Annotated in this window: 16 protein-coding genes; 8 read left to right on the top strand and 8 right to left on the bottom strand. The window is 63.8% G+C overall.

From position 1 onward, the window contains the following. Positions 1-176 precede the first annotated feature (176 nt). The gene (metH, locus tag AC5ZGW_RS33255; RefSeq protein ID WP_130228500.1) at positions 177-4,031 is read right to left on the bottom strand and encodes a methionine synthase; all 3,855 of its coding nucleotides are present in this window, start codon (positions 4,029-4,031) and stop codon (positions 177-179) included. 32 nt (positions 4,032-4,063) lie between these two features. After that, complete coding sequence (metF, locus tag AC5ZGW_RS33250; protein ID WP_130228501.1) at positions 4,064-4,960, bottom strand: methylenetetrahydrofolate reductase [NAD(P)H]; 897 nt, start codon at positions 4,958-4,960, stop codon at positions 4,064-4,066. A gap of 383 nt (positions 4,961-5,343) precedes the next feature. On the opposite strand from metF, the gene AC5ZGW_RS33245 reads away from it, so the two are divergent. Then, a complete protein-coding gene (locus AC5ZGW_RS33245; protein WP_130228502.1) occupies positions 5,344-6,363 on the top strand; it encodes an LLM class flavin-dependent oxidoreductase in 1,020 nt (339 codons plus the stop codon). A 123-nt stretch (positions 6,364-6,486) separates the two neighbouring features. On the opposite strand, the gene AC5ZGW_RS33240 is transcribed toward AC5ZGW_RS33245, so the two are convergent. Further along, positions 6,487-7,347 (bottom strand): prephenate dehydratase, encoded by an 861-nt coding sequence (locus tag AC5ZGW_RS33240; RefSeq protein WP_130228503.1) that lies wholly within the window; start codon positions 7,345-7,347, stop codon positions 6,487-6,489. Positions 7,348-7,368: 21 nt separating this feature from the next. Then, positions 7,369-8,109, bottom strand: coding sequence for a 3-deoxy-manno-octulosonate cytidylyltransferase (locus AC5ZGW_RS33235; RefSeq protein WP_130228504.1), 741 nt, complete (start codon positions 8,107-8,109; stop codon positions 7,369-7,371). A gap of 202 nt (positions 8,110-8,311) precedes the next feature. On the opposite strand from AC5ZGW_RS33235, the gene AC5ZGW_RS33230 reads away from it, so the two are divergent. The 6 genes from AC5ZGW_RS33230 (at position 8,312) to AC5ZGW_RS33205 (ending at position 16,765) form a co-directional block, all read left to right on the top strand. Then, positions 8,312-8,857, top strand: a complete 546-nt coding sequence (locus tag AC5ZGW_RS33230) for a c-type cytochrome (protein WP_130228505.1) — start codon at positions 8,312-8,314, stop codon at positions 8,855-8,857. Between the two features lie 204 nt (positions 8,858-9,061). Then, positions 9,062-10,957, top strand: coding sequence for an extracellular solute-binding protein (locus tag AC5ZGW_RS33225; protein ID WP_130228506.1), 1,896 nt, complete (start codon positions 9,062-9,064; stop codon positions 10,955-10,957). Between the two features lie 14 nt (positions 10,958-10,971). Beyond that, positions 10,972-12,837 (top strand): extracellular solute-binding protein, encoded by a 1,866-nt coding sequence (locus AC5ZGW_RS33220; protein WP_165435428.1) that lies wholly within the window; start codon positions 10,972-10,974, stop codon positions 12,835-12,837. A 3-nt stretch (positions 12,838-12,840) separates the two neighbouring features. After that, positions 12,841-13,950: a microcin C ABC transporter permease YejB gene (locus AC5ZGW_RS33215; protein WP_130228508.1), complete on the top strand. Its 1,110-nt coding sequence runs from the start codon at positions 12,841-12,843 to the stop codon at positions 13,948-13,950. Beyond that, positions 13,950-15,128 (top strand): ABC transporter permease, encoded by a 1,179-nt coding sequence (locus AC5ZGW_RS33210; RefSeq protein ID WP_130228509.1) that lies wholly within the window; start codon positions 13,950-13,952, stop codon positions 15,126-15,128. Before AC5ZGW_RS33215 ends, AC5ZGW_RS33210 begins: the two co-directional genes overlap by 1 nt. Positions 15,129-15,139: 11 nt before the next feature. Then, positions 15,140-16,765: an ABC transporter ATP-binding protein gene (locus AC5ZGW_RS33205; RefSeq protein ID WP_130228510.1), complete on the top strand. Its 1,626-nt coding sequence runs from the start codon at positions 15,140-15,142 to the stop codon at positions 16,763-16,765. A 267-nt stretch (positions 16,766-17,032) separates the two neighbouring features. Here AC5ZGW_RS33205 and AC5ZGW_RS33200 read toward each other — a convergent pair whose 3' ends face one another. Both AC5ZGW_RS33200 and AC5ZGW_RS33195 read right to left on the bottom strand, forming a co-directional pair. Beyond that, positions 17,033-17,875 (bottom strand): C40 family peptidase, encoded by an 843-nt coding sequence (locus AC5ZGW_RS33200; protein ID WP_130228511.1) that lies wholly within the window; start codon positions 17,873-17,875, stop codon positions 17,033-17,035. Then, positions 17,868-19,250, bottom strand: coding sequence for a leucyl aminopeptidase family protein (locus tag AC5ZGW_RS33195; protein WP_130228512.1), 1,383 nt, complete (start codon positions 19,248-19,250; stop codon positions 17,868-17,870). The genes AC5ZGW_RS33200 and AC5ZGW_RS33195 overlap by 8 nt, the downstream gene beginning before the upstream one ends. 114 nt (positions 19,251-19,364) lie before the next feature. On the opposite strand from AC5ZGW_RS33195, the gene AC5ZGW_RS33190 reads away from it, so the two are divergent. Then, entirely contained in the window at positions 19,365-20,174 is an 810-nt protein-coding gene (locus AC5ZGW_RS33190; RefSeq protein ID WP_130228513.1) for a tetratricopeptide repeat protein, read from the top strand. 156 nt (positions 20,175-20,330) lie between these two features. Here the strand turns inward: AC5ZGW_RS33190 and AC5ZGW_RS33185 are convergent, their stop codons facing one another. Beyond that, positions 20,331-21,305: a type II secretion system F family protein gene (locus AC5ZGW_RS33185; protein ID WP_130228515.1), complete on the bottom strand. Its 975-nt coding sequence runs from the start codon at positions 21,303-21,305 to the stop codon at positions 20,331-20,333. A gap of 10 nt (positions 21,306-21,315) precedes the next feature. Further along, positions 21,316-22,293 (bottom strand): type II secretion system F family protein, encoded by a 978-nt coding sequence (locus tag AC5ZGW_RS33180; RefSeq protein WP_130228516.1) that lies wholly within the window; start codon positions 22,291-22,293, stop codon positions 21,316-21,318. Between the last annotated feature and the right edge of the window lie 10 nt (positions 22,294-22,303).

Raw genomic sequence — 22,303 nt, 5'->3', positions numbered from 1 at the left:
GCTCTTCACGCCCAAAGAATGCGCAAGCTACTTGGCAAACTCAGGATATGCACGAACCTAACTTCATCACGCTCTAGAGCATTTTCGGTTCTGATGGAATCAGAATCGGAGCTCTAGATTCTAGTTTTGACGCGTTTTCTTCGCGCGAACCGATGTCCACTTCGCTCGAAAACGCGCTAACCCGCGCCGACGGCTTTCTTGCGCCAGGCGAGATGGACGGCGCAGGTGCAACCGGGTGGGTGTGAGGTGACGTCGTTGGCGGGCGTGGCGACCGGTGCGGGCGCGGGCGTTGGCTGCTTCGCGTTCTGCGAGGGGATGTAGTTCAGCACGGGCGCGAGCCAGCGTTCGATCTCACCGACCGCCATGTCCTTGCGCGCGGCATAGTCCTCGACTTGGTCGCGCTCGATCTTGCCGACGCCGAAATAGAAGCTTTCGGGATGGCTGAAATAGAGGCCGGAGACCGAGGAGCCCGGCCACATCGCAAAGCTCTCCGTCAGCTTCACGCCGGCCGTGTTCTCGGCGTCAAGCAGCGCGAACAGCGTCGCCTTCTCGGTGTGGTCGGGCTGCGCGGGATAGCCGGGCGCCGGGCGGATGCCCTGATATTTCTCCAGGATCAACTCGTCCGACGAGAACGCCTCGTCGGGCGCGTAGCCCCAGAACTCCTTGCGCACGCGCTGGTGCATGCGCTCGGCGAAAGCTTCGGCGAGGCGATCGGCCAGCGCCTTGCACAGGATCGAGGAATAATCGTCATTGGCGTTCTTGAAGCGGTCGGCGACCGCGTCCTCGCCGATACCCGCGGTGACGACGAAGCCGCCGATATAGTCAGGTACGCCCGACGATATTGGCGCGATGAAGTCCGACAGCGCGGCGTTGAAGCGGCCTTCGCGCTTCTCGAGCTGCTGGCGAAGCGTGTGGAAGGTCGCGATCTTCTTCTTGCGCGTCTCGTCGGCATAGACGGCGATGTCGTCGCCTTCGGCATTGGCGGGCCAGAAGCCGATGGTGGCGCGCGCCGTGAACCATTTCTCCGCGATGATGCGCTCAAGCATCTTCTGCGCATCATCATAGAGCGAGCGCGCGACCTCGCCGACCTTCGGATCGTCGAGGATGGCCGGGAAGCGCCCGGTCAATTCCCAGGTCTGGAAGAACGGCGTCCAGTCGATGTATCTTGCCAGTTCCGCCAGATCGTAGGCATCGAAGCTCTTGATGCCGAAGAAGGCCGGCTGCTTCGGCGGCGTCTTGGCGAAATCGATCTTGACGCCATTGGCGCGGGCATCCGCAAGCTTCAGCCGTTTCTTGTCCTGCTGCGCTCGGAAATGTGCCGCGGAGATCTTTGCGTATTCGGCGCGGATATCGGCGGCATAGGCCTCGCGCTTCTCGGGCGAGAGCAGCGAGGAGGCGACGCCGACCGCGCGGCTGGCGTCATTGACGTGGACGACTGGTCCGCCCGGATAGTTCGGATCGATCTTCACGGCGGTATGGACGCGGCTGGTGGTGGCGCCGCCGATCAGGAGCGGCAGGTTCAGGCCCTCGCGCTCCAGCTCGCCGGCGAGAAAGCTCATCTCGTCGAGCGAGGGCGTGATCAGGCCGGAGAGGCCGATGATATCAGCGCCTTCGGCCTTTGCCGTCTCGATGATCTTTGCCGCCGGCACCATCACGCCGAGGTCGATGACCTCGAAATTGTTACATTGCAGCACGATGCCGACGATGTTCTTGCCGATGTCGTGGACGTCGCCCTTCACGGTGGCGAGCACGATCTTGCCAGCGGCATTGCGGCCGTCGCCGGCCACGCCATTAGCGAGGTTGCGGGCCTTCTCCTCCTCCATGAATGGCATCAGATAAGCGACCGCCTGCTTCATCACGCGCGCGGACTTCACCACCTGCGGCAGGAACATCTTGCCGTCGCCGAAGAGATCGCCGACCACGTTCATGCCGGCCATCAAGGGACCCTCGATGACGTCGAGCGGACGGGAAGATGCCTGTCGGGCCTCCTCGGTATCCTGCTCGATGAATTCGGTGATGCCGTGCACCAGTGCGTGGCTGAGCCGCTTCTCGACCGGCCATTCGCGCCAGGCGAGATCGGCTTCCTTGCTCTGCCTCTCCTTGCCGCGGAATTTTTCGGCGAGCGCCAGCAGTCGCTCGGAAGCGCCGGGATCGCGGTTGAGGATGACGTCCTCGCACACCTGCCGCAGTTCGGGATCGATGTCGTCATAGACGATCATCTGCCCGGCATTGACGATGCCCATGTCCATGCCGGCCTTGATGGCGTGATACAGGAACACCGAATGCATCGCCTCGCGCACCGGCTCGTTGCCGCGGAACGAGAACGAGAGATTGGAGACGCCGCCGGAAATATGCGCGCCGGGCAGGTTCTGGCGGATCCAGCGCGTGGCCTCGATGAAATCGACGCCGTAATTGTTGTGCTCCTCGATCCCGGTCGCGATCGCAAAGATGTTGGGATCGAAGATGATGTCCTCGGCCGGGAAATCGAGCCGGTTCACCAGGATATTGTAAGCGCGCTTGCAGATCTCGGTTTTGCGGGCGAACGTGTCGGCTTGTCCCGTCTCGTCGAACGCCATCACCACGACGGCTGCGCCATGACGCTTGGCGATCGTGGCCTCGTGGATGAACTTCTCCTCGCCCTCCTTCATCGAGATCGAGTTCACCACCGGCTTGCCCTGGATGCATTTCAGGCCAGCCTCGATCACGGCGAATTTCGAGGAATCGACCATAACAGGCACGCGGGCGATGTCGGGCTCGGCGGCGACGAGGTTGAGGAACGTCACCATCGCCTTCTCGGAATCGAGCAGGCCCTCGTCCATGTTGACGTCGATGATCTGCGCGCCATTCTCGACCTGGTCACGCGCCACCTGCAGCGCGGCCGTGTAGTCGCCCGCGGTGATCAGCTTGCGGAAGCGCGCCGATCCCGTCACGTTGGTGCGTTCGCCGATGTTCACGAAAGGAATGGCGTCGGTCAGCGCGAACGGCTCGAGGCCTGACAGCCGGAGACGCGGCGCGATCTCAGGAACAATGCGCGGCTTGTGCGGCGCAACCGCCGCGGCAATCGCGGCGATATGGTCCGGCGTGGTGCCGCAGCAGCCGCCGACGATGTTGACGAGGCCTGCTGCTGCGAACTCGCCGATCAGCCGCGCCATATAGTCCGGCGTCTCGTCGTACTGCCCGAATTCGTTGGGCAGGCCGGCGTTCGGATAGGCGCAGACGAGCGTATCGGCGACGCGGCCGATGTCTGCGATGTGGCTGCGCAGGTCCTCCGCGCCGAGCGCGCAGTTGAAGCCGATCGTGATCGGCTTGGCATGCCGCACCGAATTCCAGAACGCCTCCGGCAATTGCCCCGAAAGCAGGCGGCCGGACTTGTCGGTGATGGTGCCCGAGATCATCACGGGCACGTCGATGCCGCGCTCTTCCGTAATCTCGGAGATCGCATACAGCGCGGCCTTGGCATTGAGCGTGTCGAAGATGGTTTCGACCAGGAGAAGATCGGCGCCGCCGTCCAGCAGGCCGTTGATCTGCTCGCCATAGGCCTTGCGCAGGTCGTCGAACGTCACCGCACGGTAGCCGGGATTGGAGACGTCCGGCGAGATCGAGGCGGTGCGGTTGGTGGGCCCCAGGGCGCCTGCGACGAAGCGCGGCCTGCCGTCCTCGGCACTGACCTTCTCGGCGGCGGCGCGCGCGAGCCTTGCGCCCTCGCGGTTGAGCTCATAGGCGAGATCCGACATGTCGTAGTCGGCTTGCGCGATCGAGGTCGAGGAGAAGGTGTTGGTCGCGACGATGTCGGCGCCGGCGCGCAGATAGGCGGCGTGGATGTCCTCGATCGCCTGCGCTTGCGTCAGGATCAGGACGTCGTTGTTGCCCCTGATGTCGCGGTGGAAATCCTTGAAGCGCTCGCCACGGAAGGCGGCCTCGTCGAATTGCAGGCCCTGGATCATGGTGCCCATGGCGCCGTCAAGCACGAGGATGCGCTCGCGCGCGGCGGCGATGAGGGCGGTACGCTTGGGAGAGACGGGTACGGTCATTTGATCAGGCAGCTTTCTTCAAGCAGCTTTTTTCAAGCGGCTTTCTTGGCGCCGTTCGGACGGATGCCGAGCAGATGGCTGATCGCGAACACGAGATCGGCGCGGTTCATGGTGTAGAAATGGAAGGTGTCGACGCCGTGTTTTGCGAGCTTCTGCACCTGGCCGGCGGCAACCGTAGCCGCCACCAGTTTGCGGGTCTCGGCATCATCATCGAGGCCGTCGAATTTCGCGGCGAACCAGTCCGGCACCGTGGTGCCGGCGCGGGTGACGAAATTGCGGGCCTGCTTGAAATTGTGCATCGGCATGATGCCCGGCACGATCGGGATCTCGATGCCGCGGGCCCGCACCCGGTCGAGGTAGCGGAAGTAGAGATCGTTGTCGAAGAACACCTGGGTGATGGCGCGCGTGGCGCCGGCATCGACCTTGGCCTTCAGCGTGTCGATATCGGCATCGAAGTTCGCGCTCTCCGGATGTTTTTCTGGGTAGGCCGAGACCGACACCTCGATATCGGGATGACGCTTCTTGATGCCGGCGACCAGCTCCGGCGAGCTCTGGTAGCCGTCCGGATGCGTGTAATAGGGCGTGCCGATGCCGCCCGGCGGGTCGCCGCGCAGCGCCACGATGTGGCGGACGCCGACCTCGTGATAGCGGTCGACAATCTCGTCGATCTCGCCGCGGGAGGCGCTTACGCAGGTCAGATGCGCGGCCGGCAACAGGCTAGTTTCGTTCAGGATGCGCGCGATGGTCGAATGGGTGCGCTCGCGAGTCGATCCGCCGGCGCCATAGGTCACCGAGACGAAGGTGGGCGACAGCGGCGCCAGCCGGTTGATCGTGTCCCACAGGTTACGCTCCATCTCCTCGGTCTTCGGCGGGAAGAACTCGAAGGAAATGGCGGGAGTCCTGAACGGCGGGGCAGCAACCTCGGTCATGGCTCTCACAAGCTCCACGGAACAATCGGCGACAGGCTGGGCGGTCGAGCAGGTAAGATAGGGCAAAGCGGGTCGCCCAAACAGCCCATCGATAATGGGATTTTGCCCACTTTTGATGAATCTGCTAGCTCTCGATGGCAACCTAAATTCGTAATGGGCAAAACTATGAGTTTCGCGGCTTATCGCGAAAATCCGGAAATTATAGCCATATTCTGTAGTTCATGGGAAAGTCAGTTCCCTCCTCCGGTGTGGGCAAAGGTGAATTATTGCGGGTTAACGATATTTTGTCCCACTCTCGATCGGCGTCAGGTTCAAAGTGTCGCGGAGCTGATCTGCACGCGGAGGGGCTTTGTGGTTTCAATGTGTCGCCCTAGCTTGGTGCGATGATCCCGCTTTCGGTCCTGGACCTCTCGGTCGTCACCACAGCCACAAAGCCCGCCGCGGCGCTGCGCAACAGCATCGATCTGGCGCGCCACGTCGATGGGCTCGGCTATATCAGGTACTGGCTCGCCGAGCACCACAACCTTGCCTCCGTCGCGAGCCCCGCGCCGGATCTGATGATTGGGCAGATCGCTGCCGTCACCAGGAACATCCGCGTCGGTTCCGGCGGCGTGATGTTGCCCAACCACGCGCCGCTGGTGGTCGCCGAGCGCTTCAAGATGCTGGAGGCGCTGTTCCCCGGTCGCATCGATCTGGGCCTCGGGCGGGCGCCCGGCACCGACGGCGCCACCGCCTATGCGCTGCGGAGCCGGCTCGACCGCCGCGAGGGCGACGATTTCCTGGAGCGGCTGCATGAATTGACGCTGTGGGAGACGCGGGATTTCCCGCCCGGCCATCCCTTCAACAATGTGGTGGCGATGCCCGACGATTCGCCGCTGCCGCCGATCTGGCTGCTCGGCTCCAGCGGCTATTCGTCCGAACTCGCCGCGCAGGTCGGCATGGGCTTCGGCTTCGCGCATCATTTCGCGACCCATGACGCGGTCGATGCGATGACAAACTACCGCGCGCATTTCAAGCCGTCGCCCTGGCGCCAGACGCCATATGCGATCCTCGCAGTGGCGGCGGTGGCGGCCGAGACCGATGAAGAGGCGGAAAAGCTGGCGCTGTCGATGGACCTCAACCGCCTGCGCCGGGACCGCGGCCAGTATCTGCCGCTGCCGAGCGTCGAGGAGGCGCTGGCCTATCCCTATACGGACGCCGAGCGCGCTTCCATCCCGCGGAACCGCGCGCGTTTCTTCGTCGGCAGCCCGGCGACGGTGATGGCAAAATTGCAGCCGCTGATCGCGGCCACCGAGGCGGATGAGCTGATGATCATCACCGCGGTGTTCGATCACGAGGCGCGGAAGAAGTCATACAGCCTGCTGGCGGACGCGTTCGGGCGTGGGAAGAAGGAGGCCGCCTGACCTTACACGCCGTCATTCCGGGGCACGCGAAGCGTGAACCCGGAATCCATCGGGAGGCTCACACAAGCGGAGAAATGGATTCCGGGCTCGATGCTGGCGCATCGCCCCGGAATGACAGGCCCCTTAGTCCGCTTTTTCGCTGAAGGTCGCGCGGAAGGGGTGGGCGGGATAGACGCCCACGATGCGGAATTCGCGGGAGAAGAATTTCAGCTCTTCCAGCGCAAAAGCCAGTCCGCGGTCGTAGGGATGGCCGTCGACGTCGGCATAAAATTGCGTCGCGAAGAAATTGCCGTCGACCATGTAGCTTTCGAGCTTGGTCATGTTGACGCCGTTGGTGGCAAAGCCGCCGAGCGCCTTGTAGAGCGCGGCGGGTAAATTGCGCACCCGGAAAACAAATGTGGTGACTAGGGGGCCTGAATCCTGCTCGGCCCATTTGGCTTCGCGTGCCAGCACCACGAAGCGGGTGGTGTTGTGGGCTTCGTCCTCAATGTCCTCGGCGAGGATATCAAGGCCGTAAATGTCGGCGGCAAGGCGCGAGGCGATGGCGGCGACGCTCTTGTCGCCGCGTTCGGAGATGTCGCGCGCGCTGCCTGCGGTATCGCCGGCGACGATCGGCCTGACGCCGAGCTTGCGGATGATGCGCCGGCACTGGCCAAGCGCGTGCACATGGCTCTCCACGCTCCTGATGTCGCCGAGCTTCGCCCCCTTCACCGCCATCAACTGATGCCGGACCGGCAGGAACCATTCGCCGACGATGAACAGGCCCGAGGCCGGCAACAGATGGTGGATGTCGGCGACGCGGCCGGCAACCGAGTTCTCGATCGGAATCATGCCGAGATCGGCCTCGCCGGAGGAAATCGCCGACAGCGCGTCCTCGAAGGTCGCGCACGGCATCGGCTCGGCGTCGGGATAGGCCTCGACGATCGCGATGTGGGAATTGGCTCCGGACTCGCCCTGAAAGGCGATTTTCAGCTTCTTGGTCATGGCGGGGGTTTTAGCAGCGGTTCAGGTTTTCGCCAGTATGCGCCGGGCGGTTTCGAGGTCGGCCGGGGTGTCGACGCCGCGCGGCACGGTGTCGACAATGGTGACGTCGATCCGCATCCCGGCCTCCAGCGCGCGGAGCTGCTCGAGTTTCTCCTGCTGTTCCAGGGGCGAGGGCGGCAGCCGCACGAAGCGCCCCAGCGCGGCGCGGCGATAGGCGTAGAGACCGATATGGTGGTAGCGCGGCCCGTCGCCGAATGGCGCGGTGGCGCGAGTGAAATAGAGCGCGCGGAGCCGCCCTGCCGTGATCGGCGAGCCGACCGCCTTCACCACGTTCGGATTGAGGCTTTCCTCTTCGGTGTGGATCTCGGAGGCGAGGGTGGCGATATCGACTGCGCCGTCGTCGAGCGGCGGCAGCACGGCGCGGATCGTGTCGGGCGTGATGGTCGGGAAATCGCCCTGCAGATTGACCACGATGGCGGCTTGGCCTTGCGGATCGAGCGTGGTCGCGGCCTCAAAAATGCGGTCGGAGCCGGAGGGGTGATCGGCCCGGGTCATCACCACCTCGCCGCCGGCCAATTTGACGGCCGCGGCGATCTCCGGCGTATCGGTCGCAACCGCGACCCGGCCGATGTTAGCCTCGATCGCCCGGCGCAATACGTGGACAATCATCGGCTGGCCGGCAATGTCGAGGAGCGGCTTGCCCGGCAGCCTCGTGGCCGCCATGCGGGCGGGAATCAGCACCAAAATCCGCGAGTCAGCCATCGTATCGAAACCCTGCCGGAGGCAGGAAACAGGGTGGGGACGGGACGAAAGTCGGCGCGTTTATACGGGTTGCCAGAGCGCAGGCAAACCGATATCTCCACTCTGCTCGGGGGAGGCGCGACGAGGGCTGATTCCGAGGCTCACCCCCGCGGCCGTTCGGCCCGCCTGAAGTCGACATTTTCGGCCTGGAGCCTGATCCGAAATGGACTCCTTCGAACTCAACAAGATTCTGGGTGCGATTCTCGGCACCTGCCTCATTATCCTGGTGACGAGCTTTGCCGCGCAGGCGGTGTTCACGCCCAAGCCGCTGGAGAAGCCCGGTTTCGAGATCGCCGTGAAAGAGGAGAGCAAGGGCGGACCGGCGGAAGCCGCCGCACCGTCCGAGCCGATCGAGAAACTGCTGCAGACCGCTTCTGTGGAAAAGGGCGCCGCGGCCGCCAAGAAGTGCGCGGCCTGCCATACCTTCGAGAAGGGCGGTCCGAACCGGGTCGGTCCGAATCTCTTTGGCATCGTCGGCGAGCCGAGGGGCGAGGGACGCGGGTTCAACTTCTCGGCCGCGATGAAGGCCAAGGGGGGCACCTGGACCTTCGACGACCTCAACAAGTTCCTCACCAACCCGAAGGGTTTCATCCCGGGCACCGCGATGGGTTTCGCCGGTATTCCGAAGGACAGCGAGCGCGCAGACGTGATCGCCTACCTGAACTCGCTGTCGGATCACCCCCAGCCGCTGCCGACCGCGCAGAAATAGCATTTCCCTCATGGATTCAATCGGAACGGCCAGGCATTGCCTGGCCGTTTCCGTATGGGTCGCATCTTTGTCAGCGGGACGTTTCGCCGCAGACGTGATGGCCCCCAGGCTTCCAAGATGAGGAAAAAGCAACATAATCCGCCGAAACCTTGCCCTATATTACGCACTTAGTGCGTAACCCCGGTTCACGACAGGAAGCTCCCTTTGGCCATTACCCGACGACACCTTCTGCAGACCGGCGCGGTGGCCGCGCTGACCCCCATCATGGGCGTGGCAGCCGGCATCCCGGTGATGTCGAGCGCGCAGGCGGACCCGGGAGGCAGCGAGCCAGCGTGGCGCCACGCGCTGTCGCTGTTCGGCGATATCAAATATCCGGCCGGCTTCCAGCGTTTCGACTACGTCAATCCGGATGCACCGAAAGGCGGCGTCGCGCGGATTATCTCGCTCGGCACATTCGACAACTTCAACGTCGCGGTGATGGGCGTGAAAGGTTCGATCGCACCGGCCGCGATCATGATCTATGAGACGCTGATGTCGCGCTCGCAGGACGAGATCGCGACCGAATACGGCCTGCTCGCCGAAAGCGCGGCCCATCCCGACGACTACAGCTGGGTGATCTACCGGCTGCGCAAGGAGGCACGCTGGCACGACGGCAAGCCGGTGACGCCGGAAGACGTCATCTTCTCGCTCGAGACGTTGAAGAAGCAAAGCCCGTTCTATTCGTCCTACTACCGGCACGTGGTAAAGGCCGAAAAGAGCGGCGAGCGCGACATCAAATTCACCTTCGACACTCCCGGCAATCGCGAACTGCCGCACATTGTCGGCGAACTGCTGGTGCTGCCGAAGCATTACTGGGAAGGCACGGACAGCCAGGGCCGCAAGCGCGATATTTCCGCGACCACGTTGGAGAAGCCGCTCGGTTCGGGCGCTTACCGGATCGCCGATTTCGTCGCCGGCCGTTCCGTCCGGCTCGAGCGCGTGAAGGACTATTGGGGCGCCAAGTTGCCGGTCCAGGTCGGCCAGAACAATTTCGACGAGCTGCGTTTCGAATTCTTCCGCGACAACGTCGTCGCGCTCGAAGCTTTCAAGGCCGACCAGGCGGACTGGATCACCGAGAACTCGGCGAAGCAGTGGGCGACCGCGTACGACTTCCCGGCCGTAACCGAGAAGCGCGTCGTCAAGCAGGAATTTCCGATCAACGATTCCGGTCGCATGCAGGGCTTCGTGCTCAACCTGCGCCGCGATCAATTCAAGGACGCCCGCCTCCGGCGCGCATTCAACTTTGCGTTCGATTTCGAGGAGATGAACAAGCAGCTCTTCTATGGTCAGTACAAGCGCATCAACAGCTATTTCGAGGGTACGGAATTGGCTTCGTCCGGCTTGCCGCAGGGGCAGGAGCTCGAACTCCTCGAGACCGTGCGTGACAAGGTGCCGCCGGAAGTCTTCACGACGCCGTACACGAACCCTGTCGGTGGCAATCCCGAAGCGGTGCGCGCCAATTTGCGCGAGGCGACCAGGCTGTTGAAGGAAGCCGGCTTCGAGGTGCGCGAGCGCAAGCTGGTCGATCCGTCGGGCAAGCCGGTGAGCGTGGAGATCCTGGTGCAGGATCCTTCCTCGGAGCGGATCGCGCTGTTCTTCAAGCCGTCGCTGGAACGCATCGGCGTCACGACCTCGATCCGCGTCGTCGACGACGTGCAGTACGAGAACCGCATCCGCAGTTTCGATTTCGACATCATCACCGACCTCTGGGGCCAGTCGCTCTCGCCCGGCAATGAGCAGCGCGAATTCTGGGGGTCGCAGGCCGCGGATCAGCAGGGATCCAAGAATACCATCGGCATCAAGAACCCGGCAGTGGATGCGTTGATCGAGAAGGTCATCTTCGCCAAGGACCGGGCTAGCCTCGTCGCCGCGACCAAGGCGCTGGACCGGGTGCTGCTCTGGAATTTCTACGTGGTGCCGCAGTTCGGCTATCCCTACGCGCGCTATGCGCTCTGGGATCGCTTCGGCCATGCGGAACTGCCGAAATACGCGCGCTCCGGCCTGCCCTCGTTGTGGTGGTACGACGCGGAGAGGGCGAACCGGATCGGCAAACGGTCTTGAGGGATTTTTCGCGCATGGCGCTATTCACCCGTCGGCACGCGCTCGGCTTCGGTATCGGTGCGCTATGCGCGACGCGGCTTCGTCCGGCAGCCGCCGATAACGGCGTCGACATGCACGGCATGTCGGCGTTCGGCGACTTGAAATATCCCGCCGACTTCCACCATTTCGACTATGTCAACGTGAATGCCCCCAAGGGCGGCACGTTCTCGCTGATCCCGTCGGTCCGCGCCTACAATCAGTCCTATTTCACGTTCAATTCGCTCAACGCCTACATCCTCAAGGGGGAGGGCGCGCAGGGCATGGACATGACGTTCGCGACGTTGATGGGGCGCGCCAACGACGAGCCCGATGCGATGTATGGGTTCGCGGCGAAGTCGGTGCGGATTTCGCCCGACAAGCTCACCTATACTTTCACGATGCGGCCCGAGGCGCGGTTTCACGACGGCTCGAAGCTGACGGCGCAGGACGTCGCCTTCTCGCTGAACACGCTGAAGGAGAAGGGTCACCCGATGATCCTGGTTCAGCTCCGCGACTTCATCAAGGCCGAGGCGCCCGACGATGCCACCGTCGTCGTCAGCTTCGCGCCGAAGCGCGCGCGCGATGTGCCGCTCTATGTTGCGAGCCTGCCGATCTTCTCGAAGGCCTACTATGCCAACCGGCCGTTCGAGGAATCGACGCTCGATACGCCCCTCGGCTCGGGGCCGTACAAGGTTGGCCGCTTCGAGGTCAACCGCTTCATCGAATATGACCGCGTCAAGGACTGGTGGGCTGCCGATCTTCCGGTCTGCCGCGGCAGCTTCAATTTCGATACCGTCCGCTACGAGTTCTATCGCGACCGCGACGTCGCCTTCGAAGGCTTCACGGGCAAGAACTATCTCTACCGCGAGGAGCTCACCGCGCGCATCTGGGCAACGCGCTATGATTTTCCTGCGATCAAGGACGGCCGCGTCAAGCGCGAGCTGTTGCCGGACGAGACGCCGTCGGGCGCGCAGGGCTGGTTCATCAACATGCGCCGCGACAAGTTCAAAGATCCGCGCGTCCGCGAGGCGCTGATCTATGCCTTCGATTTCGAGTGGACCAACAAGACCATCATGTACGGCGCCTATGCGCGCACCCATTCGCCATTCCAGAATTCGGACATGATGGTGTCCGGCCCGCCGTCGCCGGAAGAGCTGGCGTTGCTGGAGCCGTTCCGCGGGCAGGTGCCGGACGAGGTGTTTGGCATGCCCTTCGTGCCGCCGGTGTCTGATGGTTCGGGGCAGGACAGGGCGCTATTGCGCAAGGCGGCGCAACTGCTGAGCGACGCCGGCTGTGTCGTCAAGGACGGCAAGCGGTTGCTGCCGAACGGTGAGCCCTTCACCATCGAATTCCTCAATGACGAAGCCTCGATCCAGCCACATCACGGGCCCTACATCAAGAACCTTGGCGTGCTCGGCATCGACGCCACCTTCCGGCTGATCGATGCCGTGCAGTATCGCGCGCGGCTGGAGGATTTCGATTTCGACATGACCATCCAGCGCTTCTCGATGTCGGCGACCCCGGGCGATGTCATGCGGGCGTTCTTTTCGTCGCAGGCTGCCAGCACCAAAGGCTCCTATAACCTCGCAGGCATTTCCAGCCCTGTGATCGATGCGCTGGTCGAGAAGATCATCGCCGCCGAGACCAGGGCGGAACTGACCACCGCCTGCCGCGCCTTCGACCGCGTGTTCCGTGCCGGGCGCTATTGGGTGCCGCAGTGGTACGCCAACACGCACAAGGTGGCCTATTGGGATCTGTTCGCCCATCCGCCGAAGCCGGCGCGCTATGCACAAGGCGTGGGAGCGCCGGATAACTGGTGGGCCGACCCGGCCAAGGCCGGTAACGCCGAACAGCCGAAGTAAGACATGAGCGCCTATATCGCCCGCCGCATTCTCCTGATGGTGCCGACGCTGCTCGGCATCCTCTTCGTGTCTTTCGTGGTCGTGCAGTTCGCGCCGGGCGGACCGGTCGAGCGTGTGCTGGCCCAGCTCTCCGGCGCCGATACCGGCGGCTCCTCGCGAGTCTCGGGGTCTTCCGGCGGTGATTTTGCCGCGCGTGCGCCGGGCGGCGCCTCGGCGGATGCGGTGAGTTCGAAGTACCGCGGTGCGCAGGGCCTCGATCCGGCCTTCATCAAGAATCTCGAAAAGCAGTTCGGCTTCGACAAGCCGGCGCCCGAGCGCTTCCTGCTGATGGTGTGGAACTTCGCCCGCTTCGATTTCGGCAAGAGCTATTTCCGCGACGTCAGCGTGATCCAGCTGATCAAGGAGAAGCTGCCGGTGTCGATGTCGCTCGGCATCTGGATGACGCTGCTGACCTACCTGATCTCGATCCCGCTCGGGATCCGTAAGGCCGTGCATGACGGCTCGCGGTTCGACACCTGGACCTCGGCGGTGGTCATCATCGGTTTTGCGATTCCCGGCTTCCTGTTCGCGATCCTGCTGATCATCCTGTTCGCCGGCGGCTCGTTCTTCAACCTGTTCCCGCTGCGCGGGCTGACCTCGGACGGCTGGTCGCAGTTCCCCTGGTACTGGAAAATCATCGACTATTTCTGGCACATCACGCTGCCCTTGATCTCGATGGCGCTGGGGGCGTTTGCCACCATGACGCTGCTGACCAAGAACTCGTTCCTGGATGAGATCCGCAAGCAATATGTCATGACCGCGCGCGCCAAGGGCTGCAGTGAGCGGCAGGTGCTGTACGGCCACATCTTCCGTAATGCGATGCTGATCGTGATCGCGGGTTTTCCGAGCGCGTTCATCCACGCCTTCTTCTCCGGCTCGCTTTTGATCGAGACCATCTTCTCGCTCGACGGGCTCGGCCTGCTCGGCTTCGAGAGCGTGCTGAACCGCGACTATCCTGTCGTGTTCGGCACGCTGTTCATCTTTTCGCTGGTCGGTCTGGTCGTGAACCTGATCTCCGATCTCGCTTACATGTGGATCGATCCAAGGATCGATTTCGAGGCGAGGGAAGTCTGATGACGATGCTTGCGCCCCAGCCGGTCGAGACCACGACGCAGTCGCCGCTCGGCGAAGCCGTGCCGCCGAGCCGCCATCCCTTCGAGCCGTCGCCGCTTAACAAGCGCCGCTGGCAGAACTTCAAGGCCAACCGCCGAGGCTACTGGTCGTTCTGGATCTTCCTCGCGCTGTTCGTGATCTCGCTGTTCGCCAATTTCATCGCCAATGATCGCCCGCTGATGGTCCGCTATGACGGTCGGCTCTATTGGCCGGTGCTCTTCAATTATGCGGAGACGACGTTCGGCGGCGATTTCGAGACCACGGCGGATTACCGCGATCCCTATTTGCAGAAGCAGATCGCGGCCAAGGGCGGCACCATCATCTGGCCGCCAATCCGCTATTCCTACGACACCCACAATCTCGATCTGCCGACGCCGGCGCCGTCGAAGCCGACCTGGCTCCTGACCGAAGCGCAGTGCAAGGAGGTGGTCGAGAGGAAGCAGCTCAGCGGCTGCCGCGACCTTGAATACAACTGGCTTGGCACCGACGACCAGGGCCGCGACGTGGTGGCACGCCTGATCTATGGTTTCCGGATTTCGGTGCTGTTCGGCCTGACGCTGACCATCCTGTCCTCGATCATCGGCGTCGCCGCCGGCGGCGTGCAGGGCTATTTCGGCGGCTGGATCGATCTGACGTTCCAGCGCCTGATCGAGGTCTGGACCGCGATCCCCTCGCTCTATCTGCTGCTGATCATCTCGGCGGTGCTGCCACCGGGCTTCTTCATCCTGCTCGGCATTCTCCTGTTGTTCTCCTGGGTGTCGCTGGTCGGCCTGGTGCGCGCGGAATTTTTGCGCGGGCGCAATTTCGAGTACATCCAGGCGGCGCGCGCGCTCGGCGTCTCCAATGCGGTGATCATGTTCCGCCACCTGTTGCCGAACGCGATGGTGGCGACCATGACCTTCCTGCCGTTCATCGTCTCGTCCTCGGTGATGACGCTGACCGCGCTGGACTTCTTAGGATTTGGCTTGCCGCCGGGCTCGCCTTCGCTCGGTGAATTGCTGGCGCAAGGCAAGGCCAATGTGCAGGCGCCGTGGCTCGGCTTCACCGGCTTCTTCTCGGTCGCGATCATGCTCTCGCTGCTGATCTTCATCGGCGAGGCCGCGCGTGACGCCTTCGACCCGCGCAAGACGTTCAGGTAGAGGGCCGCATCATGGACGCCATCAACCAGCCGCTGCTCGATGTCCGCGACCTCTCGGTCGCCTTCGGCCCGTCGATCGCGGTCGACCATGTTTCGTTCTCGATCAAGCGCGGCGAATGCGTCGCGCTGGTCGGCGAATCCGGCTCGGGCAAATCCGTCAGCGCATTGTCGGTCCTGAGGCTGTTACCCTATCCGGCCGCGTCCCATCCTTCCGGCAGCGTCCGGTTCAAGGGGCGCGACCTTCTTACCGCCTCGGAGCGCGAGATGCGCGAGATGCGCGGCAACGACATCTCGATCATCTTCCAGGAGCCGATGACCTCGCTCAATCCGCTGCACACCATCGAGTCGCAGATCGGCGAGATCCTGTCGCTGCACAGCGGTGTGCGCGGCGCGGCGGCGCGGGCGCGCACCATCGAGCTCCTGACGCAGGTCGGCATTCCCGAGCCGGAGACGCGGCTGCAGAGCTATCCGCATCAGCTCTCCGGCGGCCAGCGCCAGCGCGTGATGATCGCGATGGCGCTCGCCAACGAGCCCGACCTTCTGATCGCGGACGAGCCGACGACGGCGCTCGACGTCACCGTGCAGGCGCAGATCCTGGCGCTGCTGGCCGAAATCCGCACCCGGCTCGGCATGAGCATGCTGTTCATCACCCATGATCTCGGCATCGTCCGCCGGATCGCCGATACCGTCTGCGTCATGAATGGCGGCAAGATCGTCGAGCATGGTCCGGTCGAGCAGGTCTTCACCGCGCCGAAGCATCCTTACACCCGCGATCTCCTCGCCGCGGAGCCGAAGCCCGATCCGGCGCCGCCGCGCCCGGACCAGCCGGTGGTGATGTCGGCGGATAATCTGAAGGTCTGGTTCCCGATCAAGCGCGGATTGCTGCGCTCGACTGTCGGTCATATCAAGGCGGTCGACGGCGTCAGCATCGCCGTGCGCAAGGGCGAGACGCTCGGCGTGGTCGGCGAATCCGGCTCCGGCAAGACCACGCTCGGGCTCGCGCTGCTGCGATTGATCTCCTCCGACGGGCCGATCGTATTCTTGGGTAGCAACATCCAGGGCCTGCGCTTCAAGCAGATGCGGCCGTTCCGCCGCGACATGCAGATCGTGTTCCAGGATCCGTTCGGCGCGCTGAGCCCGCGCATGTCGGTCGGCGACATCGTGGCCGAAGGGTTGACCGTTCATCAGCGCCAGTTGTCGGCCGAGGAGCGCGAGGCGCGGGTGATCAAGGCACTGACGGATGTCGGCCTCAAGCCGGATTGGCGCTTCCGCTATCCGCATGAATTTTCCGGCGGCCAGCGCCAGCGCATCTCGATCGCGCGCGCGGTGGTGCTGGAGCCGAATTTCGTGGTGCTCGACGAGCCGACCAGCGCGCTCGACATGCTGTTCCAGGCGCAGATGGTCGACCTCTTGCGCGAATTGCAGCGCAAGCGCGACCTCACCTACATGTTCATCTCGCACGATCTGCGCGTGGTGGCGTCGCTCGCCAGCCATCTGATCGTGATGAAATCCGGCAAGGTCGAGGAGGAGGGCCCGGCCTCCGAACTGTTCAAGAACCCGAAGAGCAACTACACCCGCGCCCTCTTCGCCGCCGCCTTCCGCCTGGAGACGGCAGGCAATGGTGCCGTGGCAACGTAACTCCATGCTGGCCTGTCTCGAGTCGCGTTGAGGGAGCCGCGGGCTCGGTTCACCTCTCCCCAGCGGGGAGAGGTCGATTTGCGCAAGCAAATCGGGTGAGGGGGGCAGGTCCCTCGAGAGAGCGGAGCCCCTCACCCGGCGCTGCGCGCCGACCTCTCCCAATGGGAGAGGTGAAGGAGCGCCATCGTTAGTCCATAACCCGGGGTCCGCCGGTGGGACCTTGACGCAGCTGTCCCGGGTTGCGCTGCGCTCCACCCGGGCTACGAGTTAAAGCCGCTTGATCGCGACCACGTCGCTGCCGGCCGCCTTGATGCGGGCGATGGCTTCCGTGGTGTGCTCGATCACGGTTGCCATGTGATGCGCATTGGCATGCACGATCGTGGTCGCATCGCGCACGATGGCGACATGGCCCTTCCAGAAGATCAGGTCGCCGCGTTGCAGTTTCTTTGCTTCCGCCGCGCTCAGCTCGCGCCCGAGGCCTTGCTGCTGCATGTCGCTGTCGCGCGGACAGCCGGTGCCGGCGGCGGTCAGCGCGATCTGCACCAGGCCGGAGCAATCGATACCGAGGCTGCTCTTGCCGCCCCAGAGATAGGGCGTGCCGACGAAACGTTCGGCCACGGTGACGAAATCATCCTCGATCCCGTCGATGCTGCCGACATGGCGGCGCGGCAGATACCAGCCCTCGCGCGTCACCGCGAACGTGCCGTCCTCGCGCGCGACGTTCAGCCTGGCGCCGAGCGACAGCGTCTCGACCGGCGGTAGCTTGATCGAGGGACCGGGGAACGCAAAAGTCCGCAGCGCCGTCACCTTCTGGGTCGGCGCGGCGGAAGGTTTTGCCAGTGCGGCGTCGGGCAGCCAGCCGACATAGCCGTCGCTGCCAAGCTGGCCCCAGGCGAATCCCTCGCTGTTGCGGTCATAGATGGTGACGCGCTCGCCCTTCAGAGCCTGCGTCAGCAGCGTAGCGTCGGAGCGGGGGCCGTCGCGGAGCGGTGCGAGTGCGTGCGCGATCTCGAACTCCTCGCCCGCAACGAAGCGCTCAGCGCGCACCTTGCCTTCGAGATATTTGGCTGCGATGTCGCCGCGGGAAGGTGTCAGGCGCGGATCATCCATAGCGCTGGCTCAACAGTTTGTAGATCGCGCGCGCCGCCTGGCATTCGCCGCCCTCGGGCCGCGCCGGTTTCGCGCTGGGAGTCCAGCCGTAGATATCGACATGCAGCCAGCGTTTGGCGTGCTCGACGAAGCGCTGCAGGAACAGCGCGCACGTGATCGAACCGGCGAAGGTGCCCGACGGCGCGTTGGTGATGTCGGCGGTCTTCGAATCCAGCCAGGCATCGTAGGCAGGCCATAGCGGCATGCGCCATAATGGATCATGCTCCGCTCTCGCATGCGCCGCCACCTCCGCTGCCAGCGTATCGTCCTGCGTATAGAATGGCGGCAGGTCCGGCCCCAACGCCACGCGCGCGGCGCCGGTCAGCGTACCCAAATCGATCAGGAGATCCGGCTTCTCCTCATCGGCGAGCGCCAGCGCGTCGGCAAGCACCAGCCGTCCCTCGGCGTCGGTGTTGCCGATCTCGACCGTCAGCCCCTTGCGCGAGGTGAAGATGTCGAGCGGGCGGAAGGCGTTGCCCGCGACCGCATTCTCGACCGCGGGGATCAGCACGCGCAGCCGTATCTTGAGCTTCGCATCCATCACCATCTGTGCCAGCGCCAGCACATTGGCGGCGCCGCCCATGTCCTTCTTCATGATGAGCATGCCGCTCGATGGTTTCAGATCGAGCCCGCCGGTGTCGAAGCAGACGCCCTTGCCGACCAGCGTCACCTTGGGGTGATCGGGGTTGCCCCAGGTGAAATCGATCAGGCGCGGCGCGCGGTTCGACGCCATGCCGACGGCGTGGACCAGCGGAAAATTCTGTCGCACCAGCTCGTCGCCGATGATGCAGTTGAAAGTGGCGCCGAACCGCGCCGCGACCTGCTCCGCCGCCTGCGCCAGCTCTTGCGGCCCCATGTCGTTCGAGGGCGTGTTGATGAGGTCGCGCGCCAGGCATGCGGCCTCCACCATGCGCGCCAGGTCTGCCGCGTCGACGCCATCCGGCGGCACCAGCTGCACGTCGGGCGCTTCCGCCTTGCGATAGCGGCCGAAACGGTAGCTGCCGAGCGCAAAGGCGAGTGCTGCGAGCCGCGTATCGTGCGGCGCATTGGCGAAGCGGTAGAGGCCTGATGGCAGCAATCCGGGCAGGCTGCCCGGCCGGAATGGATCGCGCGACCGGCTTGCCTCATCCTCAAGTCCGAACAGCACCTGTGCGAGCGAACCGTCGGGCGCCGGAAGCGCGAGATATTTGCCGGGCCTGGCCGCAAAGCCATTGGCCTGGGCGAACTGCCGCGCATGCGCGGGAAGCGTCTCGCGGATCTGCTCCCAGTTCGATTTGGTGACGAAAGTGATGGGAATGGCGTTCGACACGGACGCAGTTTCGAAGATGGATGGCATGCGACTCTCGTCAATGGCAGGGGCGCTGCCTAATTAACCAGACGTTAGGGTTGACAGTCTATTGCTGGTGCATTCGGCTCGTTCTTTTCGCGCGAAATTGTGAGTTAAAGCGCCATGCGTCGACAGTCCAGTCTTGCCCGCGCGCTCGCGTCGGCTGCCCTTTCGGCGCTGCTGGCGGCAAGTCTTGGCGGCTGCCAGACGCTCTCCGACGTCGCGGGCTCCCTGACCACGCGGACGAGGACTGCCGCAGCCGCGCCGGATGACCCGCGCCGCGCCGTCGAATTCTATGGCGAGCGCTATCGCGCCAATCCGAAGGATGTCGACGCCGCGATCGGTTACGGTCAGGCGCTGCGCACGACCGGGCAGCGGGCGCAGGCGGTCGCGATGCTGGAACAGGCCACCATCGCCAATCCCGGCAACCGGCCACTGCTCGCAGCCTACGGCCGGGCGCTTGCCGACAACGGCAATGCGCAGGCGGCGTTCGACGTGCTGAGCCGCGCGCACTCACCCGACAATCCCGATTGGCGCATCCTGTCGGTGCAGGGAACCACGCTCGACAGGCTTGGCCGGCATGACGAGGCGCGCCGCTATTATGCGAGCGCGCTGCGCCTCGCGCCGGACGAACCGTCCGTACTGTCCAATCTCGGCCTGTCCTACATGCTGAGCCGCGACCTGCCCAAGGCGGAAGAGAAGCTGCGCCGTGCCTATGCCAGCAGCCGGGCCGACAGCCGGGTGCGGCAGAACTTTGCCCTGGTGGTCGGCTTGCAGGGCCGATTCGCGGAAGCCGAGAATATCGTCAAGGCCGACCTGCCGGCGGACGAAGCCGCCGCCAATGTCGCCTACCTCCGCGACATGCTGAAGGGCCGGGACAATCCGCGAACCGCAGCGGCGAAACCGGTGCCGATCGTAGCGCGCGACGACTGATCCGTCTCCGGCGTTCCAGCTCCAGATCGCTCGAGCATTTTCGGTTCTGATTGAATCAGAACCGAAGCTCTAGATTCTTGATTTGACGCGTTTTCTTCACGCGAACCGGTATCCACTTCGCTCGAAAACGCTCTCGCAGGGACGCGCGCAACCGCTTCAGTGCAGCTCGGTGATCCTGATGTAGCTCGGTCCGAGAATGACGATGAAGAGGCAGGGCAGGAAGAACAGGATCATCGGTACCGTCAGTTTCGGCGGCAGCGCGGCAGCTTTCTTCTCGGCCTCCGACATGCGCATGTCGCGATTTTCCTGCGCCATCACGCGCAGGCTCTGGCCGAGCGGCGTGCCGTATCGCTCGGACTGCTGCAGCGCCAGGCAGACCGACTTCACGCTCTCGAGCCCGGTGCGGGCGGCGAGGTTTTCATAGGCCGTCTTGCGGTCCTGCAGGTAGGAGAGCTCCGCCGTGGTGAGCGTGAACTCTTCCGACAGCGCGACCGATTGCCCGACGATCTCGGTTGCGACTCTCCTGAAAGCGACCTCGACCGACATGCCGGACTCGACGCAGATCAAGAGCAGGTCGAGAGCATCGGGGAAAGCGCGCCTGATCGAAAGCTGACGCTTGGTGATGGCGTTCTTCAGGAACAGCATGGGCGCCTGCAATCCGAGATACGCCGCGCCGAGGCAGATGCCGATATTCATCAGCATCGAGCCCTCCAGTTTCGCAATCACGAAAACATATAGTGCGGCGCCGACCAGCATGGCGATCGGCGTCAGGGCACGGAAGAACAGAAAGGTGATGTAGGGTGCGTTGCCGCGATAGCCGGCCATGATGAGCTTGTCGCGAGCGCTCTCCTGCGCCACCCATTTGCTCAGGTTGAGGTCTTCCACGACCTTGGAGACGAACTGCCTCGGCGCCTGCCGCAGCGACGCTTTCTCCGATTTGGCCATCCGCTCGCGTTCGCGCTGGCGGATGCGCTCGCGTTCGCTCGCCACCGCCTTCATCCGCTTCTGCAGATTCTCGCCGGCGAACAACGGCATGATCAGCGAGTAGCAGGTTGCGCTCACGGCGATCGCCGCAAGCAGCATGGTCATGAACCTGACGTCGTGGAGCTTGCTGGCCAGAAGATCAATCATGCTTCACCCATCAGAAATCGAAATTAATCATCTTCTTCATCACGAAGACGCCGATGCTCATCCAGAGCACGCAGGCGACCAGCATCAGTTGGCCGGTCGGATGGGTCCACAGCAGGGAGATGTAATCGGGTGCTGTGATATAGACGAGCATCATGACGGTCGGGGGCAGTGCGCCGATGATGCTTGCGGAAGCCTTGGCTTCCATTGACATCGCCTTGATCTTCTCTTTCATCTTCTTGCGGTCGCGCAGCACGCGGGAGAGGTTGCCAAGCGCTTCCGAGAGATTGCCGCCGGATTTTTGCTGGATCGAGACCACGATGCCGAAGAAGTTCGCTTCCGGCAGCGGCATGCTCTCGTAAAGGCGGGCGCAGGCATCGCCGAGCGGCATGCCGATGGTCTGTGTCTCGATGATTGCCTTGAACTCGCTCTTGAGCGGTTCAGGCGAGTCGCTGGCGACCACCTTGAGCGATTCAAACAACGGCAGTCCGGCTTTGATGCCGCGCACGATCACGTCGACGGCGTCGGGGAGCGCCTTGAGGAACGCTGCCTCACGGCGCTTTTTCAGGTAGCCGAGCAGCCAGCGCGGCAGTCCGAAGCCCGCGGCGAAGGCAATGCCTACTGCGCCGAGCAGTCCGCCGCCGATCACGTAGGAGAGCGCAAAGCCGATCGCTGCAAGGACGGCGGAAATGATCCAGTACTTCTGAGGCGTCCAGTCGAGGCCGGCCTGGGTCAGGCGCTTGCTCAGCGGAAGCTTCGCCTCCTTCTGCCGTCGCGCGTCGAGCTCGCGCAAGGTTCCTTCGACCTGCTCGCGGCGCGAACGCTGGGTTCGTTCGGCCTGCCGAACGGTTGCGGGTTCGGAACGGCCGATCGAGGCGCGGCGCGCTTCCGCCTGCTTCTCCCCCGACAGCAAAGGATAGAGGAAGACCCAGCCGAGGCCGCCGACCGCGGTTGCCGCGAGGAAGGCGAGGGCAAGCGATTGCAGGTTCATCATCGGCTTC

This window comes from Bradyrhizobium sp. Crot121, assembly GCF_059512385.1.
Note: the sequence above shows the minus strand (reverse complement) of the source record. Positions and strands in the feature narration are given on the sequence as shown.

Bases quoted from the DNA above. Each gene is read 5' to 3' on its own strand.
- metH (WP_130228500.1), bottom strand. From the start codon at position 4,031: ATGACCGTACCCGTCTCTCCCAAGCGTACCGCCCTCATCGCCGCCGCG.
- metF (WP_130228501.1), bottom strand. From the start codon at position 4,960: ATGACCGAGGTTGCTGCCCCGCCGTTCAGGACTCCCGCCATTTCCTTC.
- AC5ZGW_RS33245 (WP_130228502.1), top strand. From the start codon at position 5,344: ATGATCCCGCTTTCGGTCCTGGACCTCTCGGTCGTCACCACAGCCACA.
- AC5ZGW_RS33240 (WP_130228503.1), bottom strand. From the start codon at position 7,347: ATGACCAAGAAGCTGAAAATCGCCTTTCAGGGCGAGTCCGGAGCCAAT.
- AC5ZGW_RS33235 (WP_130228504.1), bottom strand. From the start codon at position 8,109: ATGGCTGACTCGCGGATTTTGGTGCTGATTCCCGCCCGCATGGCGGCC.
- AC5ZGW_RS33230 (WP_130228505.1), top strand. From the start codon at position 8,312: ATGGACTCCTTCGAACTCAACAAGATTCTGGGTGCGATTCTCGGCACC.
- AC5ZGW_RS33220 (WP_165435428.1), top strand. From the start codon at position 10,972: ATGGCGCTATTCACCCGTCGGCACGCGCTCGGCTTCGGTATCGGTGCG.
- AC5ZGW_RS33215 (WP_130228508.1), top strand. From the start codon at position 12,841: ATGAGCGCCTATATCGCCCGCCGCATTCTCCTGATGGTGCCGACGCTG.
- AC5ZGW_RS33210 (WP_130228509.1), top strand. From the start codon at position 13,950: ATGACGATGCTTGCGCCCCAGCCGGTCGAGACCACGACGCAGTCGCCG.
- AC5ZGW_RS33205 (WP_130228510.1), top strand. From the start codon at position 15,140: ATGGACGCCATCAACCAGCCGCTGCTCGATGTCCGCGACCTCTCGGTC.
- AC5ZGW_RS33200 (WP_130228511.1), bottom strand. From the start codon at position 17,875: ATGGATGATCCGCGCCTGACACCTTCCCGCGGCGACATCGCAGCCAAA.
- AC5ZGW_RS33195 (WP_130228512.1), bottom strand. From the start codon at position 19,250: ATGCCATCCATCTTCGAAACTGCGTCCGTGTCGAACGCCATTCCCATC.
- AC5ZGW_RS33190 (WP_130228513.1), top strand. From the start codon at position 19,365: ATGCGTCGACAGTCCAGTCTTGCCCGCGCGCTCGCGTCGGCTGCCCTT.
- AC5ZGW_RS33185 (WP_130228515.1), bottom strand. From the start codon at position 21,305: ATGATTGATCTTCTGGCCAGCAAGCTCCACGACGTCAGGTTCATGACC.
- AC5ZGW_RS33180 (WP_130228516.1), bottom strand. From the start codon at position 22,293: ATGAACCTGCAATCGCTTGCCCTCGCCTTCCTCGCGGCAACCGCGGTC.